At 72.7% G+C, this 16089-nt stretch carries 17 protein-coding genes; 10 read left to right on the forward strand and 7 right to left on the reverse strand.

The window, feature by feature from the left end; translation table 11 throughout:
• Positions 1–15: 15 nt before the first annotated feature.
• On the reverse strand, positions 16–1302 hold the full coding sequence (locus J3P44_RS04630; RefSeq protein WP_255889163.1) for a nicotinate phosphoribosyltransferase: 1287 nt from the start codon (positions 1300–1302) through the stop codon (positions 16–18).
• A 29-nt stretch (positions 1303–1331) separates the two neighbouring features.
• Here J3P44_RS04630 and clpS point away from each other — a divergent pair, with 29 nt between their 5' ends.
• From clpS to J3P44_RS04670, 8 genes are all read left to right on the forward strand, one after another.
• Positions 1332–1628 carry an ATP-dependent Clp protease adapter ClpS gene (clpS, locus tag J3P44_RS04635; RefSeq protein ID WP_255889056.1) on the forward strand — a complete coding sequence of 99 codons (297 nt, stop codon included), beginning with the start codon at positions 1332–1334 and terminating at the stop codon, positions 1626–1628.
• 1 nt (position 1629) lies between these two features.
• A complete protein-coding gene (locus tag J3P44_RS04640) occupies positions 1630–2220 on the forward strand; it encodes a DUF2017 domain-containing protein (protein WP_255889057.1) in 591 nt (196 codons plus the stop codon).
• Positions 2221–2227: 7 nt separating this feature from the next.
• Positions 2228–3451: a DUF429 domain-containing protein gene (locus J3P44_RS04645; RefSeq protein WP_255889058.1), complete on the forward strand. Its 1224-nt coding sequence runs from the start codon at positions 2228–2230 to the stop codon at positions 3449–3451.
• 58 nt (positions 3452–3509) lie between these two features.
• Entirely contained in the window at positions 3510–3977 is a 468-nt protein-coding gene (locus J3P44_RS04650; RefSeq protein WP_255889059.1) for a M67 family metallopeptidase, read from the forward strand.
• 13 nt (positions 3978–3990) lie between these two features.
• On the forward strand, positions 3991–4263 hold the full coding sequence (locus tag J3P44_RS04655) for a MoaD/ThiS family protein (protein WP_255889060.1): 273 nt from the start codon (positions 3991–3993) through the stop codon (positions 4261–4263).
• A gap of 10 nt (positions 4264–4273) precedes the next feature.
• A complete protein-coding gene (locus tag J3P44_RS04660; protein WP_255889061.1) occupies positions 4274–5224 on the forward strand; it encodes a PLP-dependent cysteine synthase family protein in 951 nt (316 codons plus the stop codon).
• A 172-nt stretch (positions 5225–5396) separates the two neighbouring features.
• Positions 5397–6815: an HNH endonuclease signature motif containing protein gene (locus tag J3P44_RS04665; RefSeq protein ID WP_255889062.1), complete on the forward strand. Its 1419-nt coding sequence runs from the start codon at positions 5397–5399 to the stop codon at positions 6813–6815.
• Between the two features lie 110 nt (positions 6816–6925).
• Positions 6926–7552, forward strand: a complete 627-nt coding sequence (locus J3P44_RS04670; protein WP_255889063.1) for a DUF3152 domain-containing protein — start codon at positions 6926–6928, stop codon at positions 7550–7552.
• Positions 7553–7560: 8 nt separating this feature from the next.
• Here the strand turns inward: J3P44_RS04670 and J3P44_RS04675 are convergent, their stop codons facing one another.
• Positions 7561–8601 (reverse strand): alkaline phosphatase family protein, encoded by a 1041-nt coding sequence (locus tag J3P44_RS04675; protein WP_255889064.1) that lies wholly within the window; start codon positions 8599–8601, stop codon positions 7561–7563.
• Positions 8602–8671: 70 nt separating this feature from the next.
• Here J3P44_RS04675 and J3P44_RS04680 point away from each other — a divergent pair, with 70 nt between their 5' ends.
• Positions 8672–9916 (forward strand): polysaccharide biosynthesis protein, encoded by a 1245-nt coding sequence (locus J3P44_RS04680; protein WP_255889065.1) that lies wholly within the window; start codon positions 8672–8674, stop codon positions 9914–9916.
• Here J3P44_RS04680 and J3P44_RS04685 read toward each other — a convergent pair.
• The 5 genes from J3P44_RS04685 to J3P44_RS04705 are packed head-to-tail and all read right to left on the reverse strand — an operon-like array spanning position 9903 to position 15102.
• Positions 9903–10613 carry a class I SAM-dependent methyltransferase gene (locus tag J3P44_RS04685; protein ID WP_255889066.1) on the reverse strand — a complete coding sequence of 237 codons (711 nt, stop codon included), beginning with the start codon at positions 10611–10613 and terminating at the stop codon, positions 9903–9905. The two genes, J3P44_RS04680 and J3P44_RS04685, sit on opposite strands and share 14 nt — an antisense overlap.
• Positions 10614–10618: 5 nt before the next feature.
• On the reverse strand, positions 10619–11791 hold the full coding sequence (gene rffA, locus J3P44_RS04690; RefSeq protein ID WP_255889067.1) for a dTDP-4-amino-4,6-dideoxygalactose transaminase: 1173 nt from the start codon (positions 11789–11791) through the stop codon (positions 10619–10621).
• A gap of 23 nt (positions 11792–11814) precedes the next feature.
• On the reverse strand, positions 11815–12579 hold the full coding sequence (locus tag J3P44_RS04695; RefSeq protein ID WP_255889068.1) for a sulfotransferase domain-containing protein: 765 nt from the start codon (positions 12577–12579) through the stop codon (positions 11815–11817).
• Entirely contained in the window at positions 12576–13571 is a 996-nt protein-coding gene (locus J3P44_RS04700) for a glycosyltransferase family 2 protein (protein WP_255889069.1), read from the reverse strand. Before J3P44_RS04700 ends, J3P44_RS04695 begins: the two co-directional genes overlap by 4 nt.
• A gap of 40 nt (positions 13572–13611) precedes the next feature.
• Positions 13612–15102, reverse strand: a complete 1491-nt coding sequence (locus J3P44_RS04705) for a hypothetical protein (RefSeq protein WP_255889070.1) — start codon at positions 15100–15102, stop codon at positions 13612–13614.
• A 156-nt stretch (positions 15103–15258) separates the two neighbouring features.
• On the opposite strand from J3P44_RS04705, the gene murI reads away from it, so the two are divergent.
• Complete coding sequence (gene murI / locus J3P44_RS04710; RefSeq protein WP_255889071.1) at positions 15259–16083, forward strand: glutamate racemase; 825 nt, start codon at positions 15259–15261, stop codon at positions 16081–16083.
• Positions 16084–16089 lie beyond the last annotated feature (6 nt).

Consider the following 16089-nt stretch of genomic DNA (forward strand, 5'->3'; position numbering starts at 1 on the left):
GGAGAGGGCCTGGCGTCAGGCGCCGACGTGGAGCGTCGGGATCACCGGCTCCCCGGCCGACATCATCGTGACCGCGCGCGGCAGCTCGGCCAGCGACGCGCGGTGGCGGGTGCGTGCCTCCTCCAACGTGGCGCGGCCCACGACCTCGCCCGCCTCGACCAGCGGGACCAGCAGCGAACGGTCGTCACCGTCGTCCTCCGGCGGCTCGCCGATGCCGACCACCTCGGCCTCCGCCGTGCCGTCGGGCGAGCGGCGGCGAAGGGCGTACTTGCGACCTCCGATCGAGATCTTGTCCGACGACTTCTTGGCCACCGAGACCAGCTCCCCGCCCTCGCCCTCGCGGGCGACGAGCTTGTAGACGAAGCCGCACGTCGGGTGCCCCGACCCGGTCACCAGCTGCGTGCCGACGCCGTAGGCGTCGACGGGCGCCGCGGCTAGTGCGGCGATCGCGTGCTCGTCGAGGTCGCTCGTCACCACGATCCGGGTGCCGGTCGCGCCGAGGCCGTCGAGCTGCTCGCGCACCTCGCGGGCGATCTCGCCGAGGTCGCCGGAGTCGAGGCGCACGGCACCGAGGCCGGTGCCGGCGACCTCCACCGCGAGGCGCACCGCCTCGGGGACGTCGTAGGTGTCCACCAGGAGGGTCGTGCCCACGCCCAGCGCCTGCACCTGGGCGCGGAAGGCGTCGGCCTCGGCGTCGTGGAGGAGGGTGAAGGAGTGGGCAGCGGTGCCGGTCGTCGGCACGCCGTACCTCGCCCGCGCGGCCAGGTTGCTGCTCGCGTCGAAGCCGGCGACGTACGCCGCCCGCGCGGCGGCGACGGCCGCCTCCTCGTGCGTGCGGCGCGAGCCCATCTCGATGCAGGGGCGACCCCCCGCGGCCAGGGTCATCCGGGACGCGGCCGAGGCGATCGCCGAGTCGTGGTTGTAGATCGAGAGCAGGACGGTCTCGAGGAGGACCGCCTCGGCGAAGGTCCCCTCCACGACCAGCAGCGGCGAGTATGGGAAGTAGGCCTCGCCCTCCGGATAGCCCCACACGTCGCCGGAGAAGCGGTAGGAGGCCAGCCACTCGAGCATGTCGGGGTCCACCACGCCCTCCAGCGAGGTGAGCGCCGCAGCATCGAAGCGGAACGACTCGATCGCGTCGAGTGCCCTCCCCACCCCGGCCACGACGCCGTAGCGGCGACCCTCCGGCAGACGGCGCGGGAACAGCTCGAACACCGCGCGCCGCTCGGCCGTGCCCGCCTGCCGCGCGGCCTGGACCATGGTGAGTTCGTAGTGGTCGGTCAGGAGCGCCGCTGAGCTCATCACGACCGACACTGTGCCACGATGGAGCCGTGTCAGCCGCCAGTCCCACAGAGGTCGAGCCGACCCTCACCCCCGATGAGATCACCTTCCTGGCCAAGCCCTGGGTGACGCTGGTCTGGGACGATCCGGTCAATCTCATGTCCTACGTCTCCTACGTCTTCCAGACCTACTTCGGCTACGAGAAGGCGAAGGCCGAGAAGCTGATGCTCGAGGTCCACAACGAGGGCAAGTCGGTCGTCTCCACCGGCACCCGCGAGGAGATGGAGCGCGACGTGCAGGCGATGCACGAGTACGGGCTGTGGGCGACCATGGAGAAGGCCTCCTGAGGTGAGCGGGTTCGAGCACCACCTGAAGTCCGACCGGGTCATCGCCACCTTCACCGGCTTCGAGGCCGATCTCCTGCGGTCCTTGGCCTCCCAGATGGTGGAGCTGCTGCGCAACGAGCGGGCCGAGCCGCCCGGGCCGACCGCGGATCCCTTCGAGGCGCTGATGTCCGAGTTCTCCGGGGCCTCGACCATTCCCGAGGACCCGGTGCTGGCGCGGCTCTTCCCGACGGCCTACCCCGACGACGACGAGGCCGCGGCCGACTTCCGCCGCTTCACCGAGGGCGGCCTGCGCGACGGCAAGGCCGCGGCGGCCGGGCTGATCATCGACACCCTCGAGGACGCCGGCCTGCCGTCCGAGCTCACCGAGGACGGCCTGGTCATCGACGTCGAGCTCACCCGAGCCGACGCCGAGGCCTGGATGCGCGCCTTCACCGACATCCGGCTGGCACTGGCGACGCGCCTCGGCGTCGAGGCCGGCGACGAGGCCTACTGGCACTCGCTGCCCGACGAGGACCCGCGCGCCCAGGCGCACGACATCTACGAGTGGGTGGGCTACCTGCAGGAGAGCGTCGTCGAGGCGCTGACCTCGTGAGGGCCGGATGAGCCCGATCCCCGACTTCATCCTCGCGATCCGCGAGAAGATCGGCAGGGACCACCCGCTGTGGCTGCCGGCGGTGACCGCGGTCGTCCGCCGCGGCGACGAGGTGCTGCTTGTCGAGCGGTCGGACGACGGCCGGTGGACGCCCGTCACCGGAATCGTCGACCCCGGTGAGGAGCCCGCCGTCGCCGCCGCCCGCGAGGTGCGGGAGGAGACCGGCGTACGCGTCCGGGTGGACAGGCTGGCCGCGACGCGCGCCCACCCCGAGACGGTCCACGTCAACGGCGACCGCGCCGCCTACCTCGACCTCACCTTCGCCTGCACCTGGCTCGAGGGCGAGGCCCACGTGGGCGACGACGAGTCCACCGCCGTGCGGTGGTGGCCGGTCGACGACCCGCCACCGATGAGCGACGTCATGCTGGCGCGGATCGATGCCGCGCTGAGCGGGGAGCGCGAGGCGCGGTTCGTCACGACGCCCGAGACCGGCCACGACGAGCCCGTGCCTCGCCGGGCCCCCGAGCCCCTCCGCCCCGACCGTCCCGTGCTCGGCGTCGACGCCTGCGCCGGTGGGTGGGTCGGCGTCCTGCTCGGCCCCGAGGGTCGACCGGCGGTCTACGTCGCCCGCTCGATCTCCGAGCTGCTGGAGCTCGTGGGGGAGACCACGCAGGTCAGCGTCGTCGCGATCGACATCCCCATCGGCCTCCCCGACGCCGGCGGTCGCCTCGCCGACGCCGAGGCCCGCCGGGTCCTCGCCGGCAAGTCGTCGTCGGTCTTCTCGACACCGGTCCGCGCCGCGCTCGAGGCCGCGTCCTACGAGGAGGGGAGGGCGGCCAACCTCGCGGCCACGGACGGTCGCACCAGCGTCAGCGCCCAGGCGTACGCCCTGCGCGAGAAGGTCCTGCAGGTCGACGCATGGGTGCGATCCGGGCCTGGCGTCCGGGTCATCGAGGTGCATCCCGAGGTGAGCTTCGCGCGGATGACGGGGGCCCCGGTCGTGGCGCGGAAGAAGGACGAAGCCGGTGTCCGGGCGCGGCGCGAGGCCCTGGCGGCCCACGGGATCCTGGCACCGCCGTGGTTCCGCGGCGCGGGGTTCGCCGAGGACGACCTGCTCGACGCCTGTGCTGCTGCCTGGTCGGCCGCGCGGCACGACCTGGGTGTCGCGGAGTCGTTCCCCGCGACCCCGGAGGTCTTCTCCGACGGCATCCCGGCAGCCATCTGGGCGTGACGGGTGCACGTGCTGAGACGGCGCCGGGTCGCACCGGTTTCCTGCCTACCCTGTGGACGTGCTGACCATCGCCCAGGAGACGTACGACGCCATCGTGGCGCACGCCAAGCGCGACCACCCCGACGAGGCGTGCGGCGTCGTCGCGGGCCCCGAGGGCAGTGACCGGGCCGAGCGGTTCATCCCGATGGTCAACGCGGCGGGCAGCCCGACCTTCTACGAGTTCGACTCCACCGAGCTCCTGGCGCTCTACAAGGACATGGACGCCCGCGACGAGGAGCCCGTCGTGATCTACCACTCGCACACCGCCACCGAGGCCTACCCCAGTCGCACCGACATCGGGCTGGCCAGCGAGCCCAACGCCCACTACGTGCTCGTCAGCACCCGCGAGTGCTTCGACGAGGACGGCGGGAATAGTGACGGCCCTGTGGAGTTCAGGTCCTACAGAATCATCGACGGTGTCGTGACCGAAGAGGACGTCGCGATCACGCCCGCCCACAAGCCCCAGCAAGAGAGCCCCCACTCATGAGGAGCAGAGCCTGATGGCCATCGAGGTCCGCATCCCCACCATCCTTCGCACCTACACCGACGGAGCCAAGGCGGTCGAGGCCAACGGGTCGACGCTCACCGCGCTCATCGACGACCTCGAGGGCAACCACCCCGGCATCAAGGGTCGGCTGATCGAGAACGGCGACCTGCGCCGCTTCGTCAACGTCTACGTCAACGACGAGGACGTGCGCTTCATCGGCGGTCTCGAGGCCGAGCTCGCCGACGGCGACCAGGTCGTGGTGCTGCCGGCCGTCGCCGGAGGATGATCTCCGGCTGATGGCCCGCTACGACGACCTGCTCGCCTCGGTCGGCAACACCCCGCTCGTGGGGCTCCCGCGGCTCTCGCCCGCGCCCGACGTACGCATCTGGGCCAAGCTGGAGGACCGCAACCCGACCGGCTCCATCAAGGACCGGCCCGCGCTCAAGATGATCGAGCAGGCGGAGAAGGACGGCACCCTGCGTCCGGGCTGCACGATCCTCGAGCCCACAAGCGGCAACACCGGCATCTCGCTGGCGATGGCGGCCAAGCTCAAGGGCTACCGCATCGTCTGCGTGATGCCCGAGAACACCTCCGAGGAGCGGCGCCAGCTGCTGCGCATGTGGGGCGCGGAGATCGTCTCCTCACCGGCCGCGGGCGGCTCGAACGAGGCCGTCCGGGTCGCCAAGAAGATTGCGGGGGAGCACCCCGACTGGGTGATGCTCTACCAGTACGGCAACGACGCCAACGCGCTCGCCCACGAGCAGGGCACGGGCCCCGAGCTGCTCGCCGACCTCCCCGAGATCACCCACTTCGTCGCCGGCCTCGGCACGACCGGCACCCTGATGGGCGTCTCTCGCTTCTTCCGCAAGACCAAGCCCGACGTGCGCATCGTCGCTGCCGAGCCCCGTTACGGCGAGCTCGTCTACGGGCTGCGCAACCTCGACGAGGGCTTCGTGCCCGAGCTCTACGACGCCTCGCTCATCGACTCACGGTTCTCCGTCGGCCCCCGCGACGCCGTACGCCGGGTGCGCGAGCTGCTCGAGCTCGAGGGCATCTTCGCCGGCATCTCCACCGGTGCGATCCTGCACGCCGCGCTCGGCCAGGCAGCCAAGGCCGTCAAGGCCGGGGAGCGGGCCGACATCGCGTTCGTCGTCGCCGACGGTGGCTGGAAGTACCTCTCCACGGGGGCCTACGAGGGCACCGTCGACGAGGCCGAGGACCGCCTCGACGGTCAGCTCTGGGCCTGACGAGGAGCCGAGGCGTGGAGGCCAAGACGTGGTCGCCCGCGTGCCCCCGTCTTCGGTGGATGAGGTGCGAGCGGAGCGAGCCTCGAAACCACGCCCGGAGCGCGGGAAGCTTGATGTTTCCTGGACTCACGGGCGGGGTCGAGTGTCAGTGGGTTTCTCTACACTCGAACACATGATCGAGACGCTGGAAGCAGGGCCCGGGACCGAGGTCGATGACCTGGGTCCCGCTGCTCTGCTCGCCTCGATCCGCTCCGCCCGCGCCGTCGAGGACGCCGCCGCTGCCCGTCAGCTCGACCTGGCGGCCCGGTGGGCCGACCTGCACCCGCCGGAGTCGATCCACCACGCGGCCACGTTCACCAGTGGCCGCGGGATCAGTCTCGAGGTCGAGGAACCCATCGCCGGGGAGGGCTGCCCCACCGTCGCGGAGTTCTGCGTCGCCGAGCTCGGCACCGTCCTGGGCATCTCCACCGTGTCGGCGAAACGGCTGATCGGGCACGCCCTGGAGCTGCGGCACCGGCTCCCTCGCCTGTGGACGCAGGTCCAGTCGGGTCGGGTCGCACCGTGGCGGGCCCGGATGGTGGCCGAAGCCACGATCCACGCCACCCCGTCCCTGACTCCTGAGGCGGCCGGGTGGGTCGACGCCCAGGTCGCTGCCGTGGCCGGACGTGTCGGGCCCGCCCAGCTCGACCGGCTGGTCGCCGAGACCATCAAGCGCTTCGAGCTCGCCGCCGACGATCCGGCGGCGGACCCGGAGGACGGTTACCTCTCGGTGGACCCGCGGCACGTCACGGTCCACGACGAGGACGTCCACTTCGCTGGCACCGTACGGATCGAGGCGGAGGTCGACCTGGCCGACGCTTTCGACGTGGACCGCGTCCTGACCCACGGCGCCGAGCTGAGGAAGGCTCTCGGCTCGACGGAGTCCCTCGACGCCCGAAGGGCTGCCGCCCTCGGTGACCTCGCGCGGACGCAGACCGCGCTCGACCTCCACACCCAAGGCAACACCGGCACGCGCGACGCGGACGGCCTGCCGGTCGCGCGAGAAGTCGTGCTGCACGCCCACTTCGACGCCCGCTCCGTCGGTGACGGGGACACGGTGTTCGGTCCGACCGGGCGGCTCGAGGAGCGTCAGCGGCTGGTGCTGCTGGAGCAGGTCCGGGCCTGGTGCGGCGACTCCCGCACGAAGGTGACGGTCCAGCCCGTCATCGACCTCAACGCTCACCTCGAGGCGCCCGGCTACGAGATCCCGGACCGGATCCGCGAGCAGGTCATTCTCCGCGACACGACCTGCGTGTTCCCGTTCTGCACTCGACCGGCGCGTGGCTGCGACGTTGACCACGTCATCGAGTACGACCACGACGCCGACACCGAAGGCAGACCCCAGCCCGGCCCCACCCTGACGCCCAACCTCGCCGCGCTCTGTCGGTTCCACCACCGCCTCAAGACCCACACCGCCTGGCACTACGACGTCATCGGACCCGGCGAGTTCGAGTGGACCAGCCCCCACGGCCACCGCTACCGCCGCGACGCCGACGGGACCACCCCACTCGACCCGCCACCAGAACCAAGCCGGCGGCCCGACCGACCATGACCCCGCCCCGCACCCCGCTGAGCTGATGCCGGCGGGGCCGCGGGCGTGCTCCGGTGAAGTGCGTGCTTGGGCCAGTCGAGTCGTCAGAGCCGGACGTCTAGGCTCCCCGCATGCCTCGGGTCGTTCGCGTCCTCGTCCTGCTCGCCGCGCTGGTCATGACGCAGCTGACCAACCCTGCCGCGGCACACGACGCGCGGGACCACCGTCGTACGCCGACCCCGGACCAGCCGACCGCCGAGGGCTACACGATCCCCGTACGCCGGCACGTCACCTACTCGGTGATCACCCGCGGTGCCGTCACCACCTCCGTCGAGGTCTTCCGGCGCCAGGCGCAGGAGACCTTCGAGGACCCGCGGGGCTGGCGCTACGGCGGCGTGGAGTTCCGCCGGGTCCGCCGGGGCGGCGACTTCACCCTCGTGCTGGCCGCGGCGCGCGCCGTACCGACCTTCTCGCCGACCTGCTCGCCGACCTGGTCGTGCCGGGTGGGGCGCTTCGTGATCATCAACCAGGAGCGGTGGAAGCACGCCTCACCGGCGTGGAACGCGGCCGGACGCTCACTGCGCGACTACCGGCACCTGGTGGTCAACCACGAGACCGGGCACTGGCTCGGGCGTGGCCACGCGTCCTGCCCGGCCGGAGGTGGGCCGGCGCCGGTGATGATGCAGCAGTCGAAGGGCACCGGCGGGTGCCGCTTCAACCCGTGGCCGCTGCCCTGGGAGGCGACGGCCATCCGCTGAGCCCGGGCTCAGCGAGCGGTGAGCCGCAGGTCCATCTCGGCGTCGAGCTCGCTGCCCTCGACGGCAGGCAGGTCGAGCAGGTCGAGCGCGAGGTTGGCGACCATGCCGTTGCGCACGGGCGGTCGCCGCATGCCGTACGTGGTCCGGCTGGTGCCCGGGTCACGGTAGGCGGGGTTGATGTCGTAGAGGTCGACCCCTCGATCGACGGCCGCACCACGCGCCATGAAGACGATGCGGTAGTTGTCGAGGACGCGGGGGTTCTTGTGCGCCGCGCCACGGCCGCCGTGGTCGCTCGTCAGCAGGATCGTGGTGCCGGCCCCGCGGACGGGGTCGGCGTTGACGGCCTTCACGACCCGGCCGACCAGGGCGTCGGACTGTCGCACCGCGCGCAGGTAGGGGCGCGACATCCAGCCGTGCGCGTGGCCGGCGGTGTCGGGCAGCGCGAGGTGGAGGAAGCGGAAGTCGCGGTCCTGGGCGAGGTCGGCGACGAGCTCGTCGACGAGCGCGGAGTTGTCGAGGTCGATGGTCGTGCGGTCGATGGCGTCGGGCCACGACCGCTGCCACAGGCTGAACTTCGTCTTCGCGGCGAACAGCGCGGTGGAGCCGCCGGCCGCGTCGACCGCGGTGAAGACCGAGGCGACGTCGTGGCCCGCGGCCGCCTGCACGGTGCTCGGGGTGGGCCGGTCGTCGTTCCAGGTGACGCCGTGACCACCGGAGGCGGCGTCGATGCGGCGGCCGGTGACCATGCCCGTGTGGTTGGGCAGGGTCACCGTCATCTCGCGCGCGGTGCGAGCGTTGGTCGTCGAGGCGCCGGCCCGCATGAAGCGGTGGAGGTTCGGCAGCTGCTTGCGGCCGAGCTTGCGCACGGCAGCGACGCTCATCCCGTCGATGGAGATCGCGAGCACCGAGTCGGCCTCGGCGGCACGCACCACTCTGGGCTCGTCGACGCTGGACGGGAGCTGCGCGGGCGCCGGGGTGCCGGCCAGCACGATGCCCGCGGAGGCGAGCAGGGAGAGGAGGGACACGGCGGCGGAGGATCGGCGGAGCACCCGGCGACCCTAACCCGATGCCGGAGTGCGGCGGGGATCGTCGGTGCTCGCTTCTGGGAGAATCCGTGCGATGCCCACCCCCAGATCGTCCTCCAGGTCGCGGGCCGCGTCGGGCCTGGCCGCCGGCTCGGTGCTGTCGGGGCTGCTCGCCTACGTCTTCTTCGCCACCAGCACGCGCGGGCTCGGTGCTGCGGAGGCCGCGCCCGTCGCGGTCCTGTGGTCCTACTGGGGGTTCGCCGCGGCGGGGCTGACGTTCCCGGTGCAGCACTGGATCACCCGCACCGCGGCGGTGTCCGGCGAGCACGCCGTCCGGGCCGCGTGGGCGACGCCGGCGCGGCTCGTGGCGGTGGTGGTCGTGCTCAGCGGGGTGGCCGCCTGGCTGCTGCGGGAGCCGTTGTTCGCCGGCGACGCCCGCTTCGCGCTGCTGATCGCGCTGGTGGGCGTCGGCGCGGCCGGCATGGGCGTCGCACGAGGCCTGCTGGCCGCACGGCGGCGCTACGCCGCGGTGGGGGCCGTGCTGGTGGCCGAGAACCTGGTGCGGTGCGTGGCGGCGATGGTGCTGGTCGTGCTGGACGTGGACGACCCGGCGGCCTACGGGGCCGCGCTGCTGGTCGGGTACGCCGCGTGTGCCGCGTGGGGCTCGGCGTGGCGGACGAGGGACACCGGTCCCGCCGTGCGGGCTGACGGCCCGGGGTCGACAGGGACCTTCCTGGGCGGCGCGGCGGGCGCCCAGGTGGTGGCGCAGGCGGTGCTCACCGGCGGTCCGGTGCTGCTCGCCGTGCTGGGCGGCTCGCCGACGGAGGTCACGGTCCTGTTCGCGGCCCTGGCGCTCTACCGGGCGCCCTACACGGTGCTGCTCGGCCAGGTCGCCCAGGCCACCGGTGCGCTGGCCCGGCTGGTCGACCAGAAGCGGCTCGACCGCCTGGCGCGGGTCGAGCGCGCGCTGCTCGCCGCGACCGTGGTGGGCGCGGCCCTCGGCGCCGCGGTGGGCGCCTGGCCCGGGCCATGGCTGGTCAGGCTCGTCTTCGGGGACGACGTACGCGTCGAGCAGGGGGTGTCGATCGCGCTCGCGGTGGGGTCGGTCCTCGCGCTCGCGACCTTGGTGCAGGGCGTCGTGCTGCTCGCGCACGGCCACCCGGAGCGCACGCTGGTCGCCTGGCTGCTCGCGCTCGTGCCTGCAGGGGCGGTCCTCGTCGCCGCGCCGGGGAGCCCGACCACGACGATCGCCACGGCGTTCGTCGTGGCCCACGGATCGGCGTGGTTGCTGCTCGTCGTCGGCAGCCACCGGGCGCGCTCGGCGCTCAGCCAGGCTTGACCGCGGCCACCAGGACCGACGACCCCCAGGGCAGGTCGCGTCGGGTGATCAGCCTGGCCTCGGTCCGGCACAGGGCACGCAGCAGCCGGTCGACGGCTGGTGCGGGACGCGGCAGTCTCCCTGCTCCGGGGTCGGGCGGACGCAGCCGTCGTACGACCCGCTCCGCGACGAACATCGGGAAGACCAGCGCGAAGGCGTGGGTGGCCCGCTCGACCTGGAGTCCCTGACGCTCGATGGCTGCGACGAGGCGGCGCCGGGTGTAGCGGCGGTGGTGTCCGGCGCGGACGTCGTGGTCGCTCCAGGCCCACTGGTAGGCGGGCACTGAGACCAGCAGCCGGCCGCCCGGCCGCAGCACGCGTGCCAGCTCCTCGACCACCCGGGCCTCGGGCTCGCAGTGCTCGATGACGTCGAACGCGGCGACCAGGTCGAACGACGCGTCGCGGAAGGGCAGGGCCAGCGCGGACGCGCAGGCATCGCGTCCCGCGACCAGCCCCCGCGGGTCGAGGTCCACGGCGACCCGGCCGGACTGCGGCAGCCAGCCAGCACTCGGCGCGTCGGCGCTGCCGACGTCGAGCACGCGCTCGGGCCGGCCCACCCAGCGCTCGAGCGCGGCACGCAGCAGGTCGTTGCGGGCGGCGAACCACCAGTAGGTCGGATCGTCGATCGAGGACGAGCCGGGCTGCTCGACCGGACGCACGCGCCTCACATCCCCGACAGCACGTCGACCAGCGCGGCGATCACCCGGTCGCAGTCGGACGCCTCGAGCTCCTGGTGGAAGGGCAGGCGCAGCAGCCGCGCACTGACGTCGGTCGAGGTCGGACACTCCCCAGGAGCGGCCGCGAACCGGCGACCGCCGTCGGAGTCGTGCAGTGGCACGTAGTGGAAGGCCGTGGGCACGCCCCTCGCCTTCATCGCCGCGATGACCTCCCCGCGTCGCTCGGCCTCCGGGAGCAGCACGTGGAAGAGGTGGTAGGCCGGCTCCCGGTCCTCCGGCACGTCGGGCAGCGCGAGCCCGAGGGCGTCCGCGTGCGGGGACAGACCGGACAGGTAGCGCTCGAAGACCGCGCGCCGGCGCCCCTGGATCACGTCGCGCTCCTCCACCTGCGCCAGCAGGATCGCCGCGAGCGGGTCGGCGAGGCCGAAGGAGGACCCGGTGTCGCGCCAGGAGTACTTGTCCACCTGTCCCTGCAGGAACGCCTGCCGGTCGGTCCCCTTGTCGTAGTGCACCCACGAGCGCGGCACGTCGGCGGGGTCGTTGAGCACGAGGGCGCCGCCCTCGCCGCAGCTGATGTTCTTGGTCTCGTGGAAGCTGAGGGTCGAGAAGCGACCGAGCGAGCCGAGCGGCTCGCCGCGCCACCGACCGAACAGGCCGTGGGCGTTGTCCTCGACCAGTGCGACGTCAGGACGCTCGGCCAGCGCCTCGCGGATGCCCGCCACGTCGCACGCGATGCCGGCGTAGTGCACCACCACCACGGCACGGACCGTCGGGCCGTGCACGGGGTCGGCCAGCAGCTCGGCGACGTGGCGCGGGTCCAGGCCCAGGGTCCGGGGCTCGATGTCGCAGAAGAGCAGCCGGGCACCCTGCCGCACGAACGCGAGCGCGGTGGTGGTGAAGGAGAAGGACGGGACGATCACGGTGTCGCCCGGCTGGAGGTCCAGCAGCATCGCGGACAGCTCGAGGGCGGCCGTGCACGACGTGGTGAGGAGCACCTCCGCGGCCCCGGTCTCGGCCTGCAGCAGCTGGCGCACCTGCCGCGAGTAGGCGCCGTTGGCGGACGCCTGTCCCCTCGTCAGCGAGTCCCGCACGTAGTCCAGCTCTGCAGGCACGAACGTCTGCACGTTGAACTCGACCTCGTCGTCCATCTGGTCGTCCATCGGCACTTCTCTGGCTCCCCTCGTCAGGCTGGCGGTCGCGCGTGGGATCCCCAGGGGAGGTCCCGGCCGAGGAGGTCGGCCAGCTCGGCGTCCGTCTCGGCGTAGTAGTCACGGAGGCGATCACGCAGGGCAGGCTCCAGCGGGCTCGCCGTGTGCGCCCGGCTGGCGTTCACGGGAGCGCCCCGCGTCGCGGGCACGTAGGTCGGGTCCAGTCCCAGCCACGCGTACGTCTCGCCGAGCGCCGCCGGGACCGCGAGCAGGTCCTCCAGGAGCTGGATCCGCACGCGGTCGCCGTGCTCCGCGAGCCAGGGTCGCAGGTGCTCCACGTAGCGGCCGCGCTCGAGGTAGGCGTACGGGGACACGGAGGCCCCGGTGCCGTCCCAGGGGAGCGGACCGGCCAGGTTGGCCTCGAGGACCTCGTTGAGCGGCCGGCTCTCCATGCCCTCCTCGGTGCTGAACGACCAGTGCGACACGGCCCGGGCGACGGGATCGCGGAGCTGCACCAGGACCAGGGGGTCGTCCAGCAGCTGTCGGGCGGCGTGGGCCGCGGCGGGGACGTCGAGATAGCTCGTCGACTTCTCCCCGAGCAGCTGTCCTGCCCGGGCGTGGGCGAAGTAGGTCGCCCGATACCACTCGACCCCCTTCGCCACGCGGACCGGGTCCAGCAGGACCTTGGGCTCCGGCCGTGCCGGCTCGGCCATCGCAACACCGGGGTGCTCGGCGAGCAGCGTGCGGAGGTACGTCGTGCCGCACCGCTGGGCTCCGGCGACCAGGAAGTGCCCGCTCACCCGGGCTGCTCCGCCGGCCCGCGCACGAGCTCAGCCACGTGCGAGGTGACGGGGTCGCTGACCGCGTTGAGGGTGCGTACGACGTACTCGCCCACGATGGAGAGCAGCGCGATGGTGAACCCGCTGAACATCGAGAGCAGCACCATGACGCTGGTCCACCCGGGCACCCTGGTGTCGGTCATCAGGCGGGAGGCCACGAGGTACACGCCGAAGAGGAAGCTGAGTCCGGCCAGGAGGAAGCCGAGCAGCGAGCCCAGCCTGAGAGGGAAGGACGAGTAGCTGAAGAGGATGGTCATCACCAGGCGGACGATGCGCACCAGGTTGTAGTTGCTGGCCCCCACGGGCCGCGGGTCGTGGCGGACGTCGACGTTGGCCCGCTGCGAGGAGTACATCAGCGCCTGACCGGTGATGTAGGGGTGCGCCGTGCGCGAGGCGACGATCCGTGCAACCACGTCGCGGCGCAGGATGCGGAAGTTGGAGACGGTGAGGTTGGCGGGCTGGCCGAAGACCCGGCGGTTGATCAGCGCGATCACCCTGCTCCCCAGTCGCCGGTAGCCCGCGGCCTGCTTGGTCTCGAAGCGCCCGAAGACGACGTCGTGCCCCTCCATCGCGCGCTCGATCAGCAGCAGGACCTGGTCGGGAGGGTTCTGCAGGTCGTCGTCCATGGTGATGACGTAGTCGCCCGTCGACTCCCGCATGCCCGCGACGTTGGCGTGGTGCTGGCCGTAGTTGGTGAGCAGGTCGATCGCCACGACGCCCGGGGTGGTGCGGGCCCTCTCCGAGATCACCGCCCAGCTCCCGTCCTGGCTGCCGTCGTTCACCAGGATCAGCTCGTGGCGCAGCCCGGCGTCACGGAGCACGGCGAGGGTCCGGTCGATCGTGGTGCCGATGATGGGTTCGCTGTTGAACACCGGGATCACCACGGAGTAGGTGAAGTCGCGTGGATCGGCCGGACCGTTGCCCGGGGACGGCCCGGTCGGGGCGGTGCTCATGGCTGGATCGTGTCACAGCCCGCGGTGGGGGTCGTACGGGTCAGCCGGCGACGGCGTCCTCGAGCCTCCTCACGGTGGCCGGGTCGAGGTCGCGGTCGACGAACCAGTACCACCCCGTGGTCGTGCCGATCTCGACGTAGTGGGCGTCCAGGGTCGGCATCAGCCAGTCGTAGCGCGCGCCCCCGCCGACCGCCACGATGGTGGGCCGCGTCCGGGAGACCCAGTCGGCATAGCCGGCCAGGCCGCCGGGCCAGGTGTCGTCGACGTACGTCTCGAGGCCGAGGCGGAACATCTGGTGCGGGGTGGGGTTGACCAGGTGGGCCAGGACCAGGGGCTGCGGTGCCTCGATCGACACCATGGTCGCGTCCGGCAGGATGTCGAGGACCTGTGCGACTTCGGCCCGCTGCGCGCGCAGGACCGGATCGTGGTCGTCGAGCGAGTAGCCGAGCCCGCCCGCCAGGAGTCCCAGGCAGGCCACGGCCGCCACCCCTGCCCCGGCGCGGCGGGGCAGCGCGTGGAGCACGAGGGCGAGGACGCACGCCAGCCCGAGCGCGGCGAACGGCGCCAGCACGAGCGCGTCCGCCCAGCCGTTGAAGGTCCGCCAGCTCCAGGCCAGTCCGGCGAGCTCGCCGGCCACCGCCGCCACCAGGGCGACGTCCCCGGCGCGCTGGGGATCGGGGGTACGCCGCCGGGCGAGGCGCCACGCCGACGGCAGCGTGGCGATGGGGAGTGCCACCAGTCCGACGGCGAACGGGTAGGTGGCGAAGTCGTACGCCTCCCGCAGCGCCTCCCACACCGCCTCCGGGTCGTCGTCGAAGCCCGGTTGGTAGGTGGCGGTCAGGTGGATCCGGATGAAGCCGTCCAGGGCCTCCGGCAGGGCGCCCGCGATCGCGAAGCCGGCGACGAAGACGAGGGTCGTCACCGCGCCCGCCACGGCGACCCTGAGCAGGGCGAGGACACGACGTCCCGGGGTCAGCAGCGCCGCGACCGCCACCGTGGCGGCACCAGGGAGGAACACCGGTTGCCAGGTCAACGTGGCCAGGGCGAGGCAGGCGCCCGCCCAGCCCCACCGGCCCCGCGCCGCGGCGACCAGCGTCAGGATGAGGAACAGCATCATGGTGGTCTTGTCGCGCGGGCCGCCCACGGCGTAGAGGACGAACGGCGGCATCATGGCCACGAAGAGCGCTGTCGCCGCGCCGACCGGGCGGGATCCGAAGACCTCGCGGCCCAGGACGTACGTGGCCCAGACGGCCGCCACCGAGACGAGCAGGAGCAGCGCCCGCATGGCGAACAGGTCGTCCAGGCCGAGGAGATCCCCGACCCAGGCGCCGGCCCCGGGCACCAGGTGGGCGAGCGGGCCCGAGCGGTTCATCACGCCGACGTAGGGCGGGACCCCGTCGGCCACCTGCTGCCCCGCGTAGGCGTAGAGCGCCAGGTCGCGGCTCAGCACGGCGTCGAAGCCGCGCAGGAGGAAGACGACGCACGCCACGAGCGCCACGGCCGGTCCGAGGGGATCGAGGCGTCGCATCACGCAGCGAGCCTAGGCAACGACGGCGCGGGCCCGGGGGTGGGCCGGGGACGGGCCGGGGACGGGCCGGGCCGCAGGACGACCGTCGCGCGGACATGTGACGGGGGCGACGCCGCCGGGCGCGTGCCATCCGTGGCCCCGACCGCCTAGCCTTTGGGCGTGCCGACCCCGCTGCCACCGACGACCGCCGACGCTCCGATCGGCATCTTCGACTCCGGGTTCGGCGGCCTGACGGTCGCCCGCTCGGTGATCGACCAGCTGCCGCACGAGTCGGTGGTCTACCTCGGCGACACGGCCCGCCAGCCCTACGGCCAGAAGCCGATCGGCGAGGTCCGCGAATACGCGCTCGAGTGCCTCGACCACCTCTACGACCAGGGCGTCAAGGCGCTGGTCATCGCGTGCAACTCCGCGAGCGCCGCGATGCTGCGCGACGCCCGCGAGCGCTACGACGTACCCGTCGTCGAGGTGATCCTCCCCGCCGCGCGCCGGGCCGCGGCCGCGACGCGCAACCAGCGGGTCGGCGTCATCTGCACCCGGGCCACCGCCAGCTCGATGGCGTACGACGACGCGTTCGCCGCCGCACCGCACCTCGAGCTGCACATCCGGGCCTGCCCGGGCTTCGTCGACTTCGTCGAGCAGGGCGTCACCGGTGGTGAGGAGCTGCTCGCCGCCGCCCACGACTACCTCGACCCGCTGGCCGCGGCGGGCGTCGACACGCTGATCCTCGGGTGCACCCACTACCCGCTGCTGACCGGCGTCATCTCCTACGTCATGGGTGACCAGGTCACCCTGGTGAGCTCGGCGGAGGAGTGCGCCAAGGACGTCTACAAGATGTTGGCGAGCACCGGGCTGATGCGCGAGGGCGGCGAGCCCGACTACACGTTCTCGACCACCGGCAGCCCCGAGGACTTCGCGACCATCGGTCGGCGCTTCCTCGGCTCCGAGCTGCTGGGAGCGAGCCAGTTCGCCGGGGGGCTGCGGTGAACCACC

Source organism: Nocardioides astragali, from assembly GCF_024436375.1.
Taxonomy (GTDB): domain Bacteria; phylum Actinomycetota; class Actinomycetes; order Propionibacteriales; family Nocardioidaceae; genus Nocardioides; species Nocardioides astragali.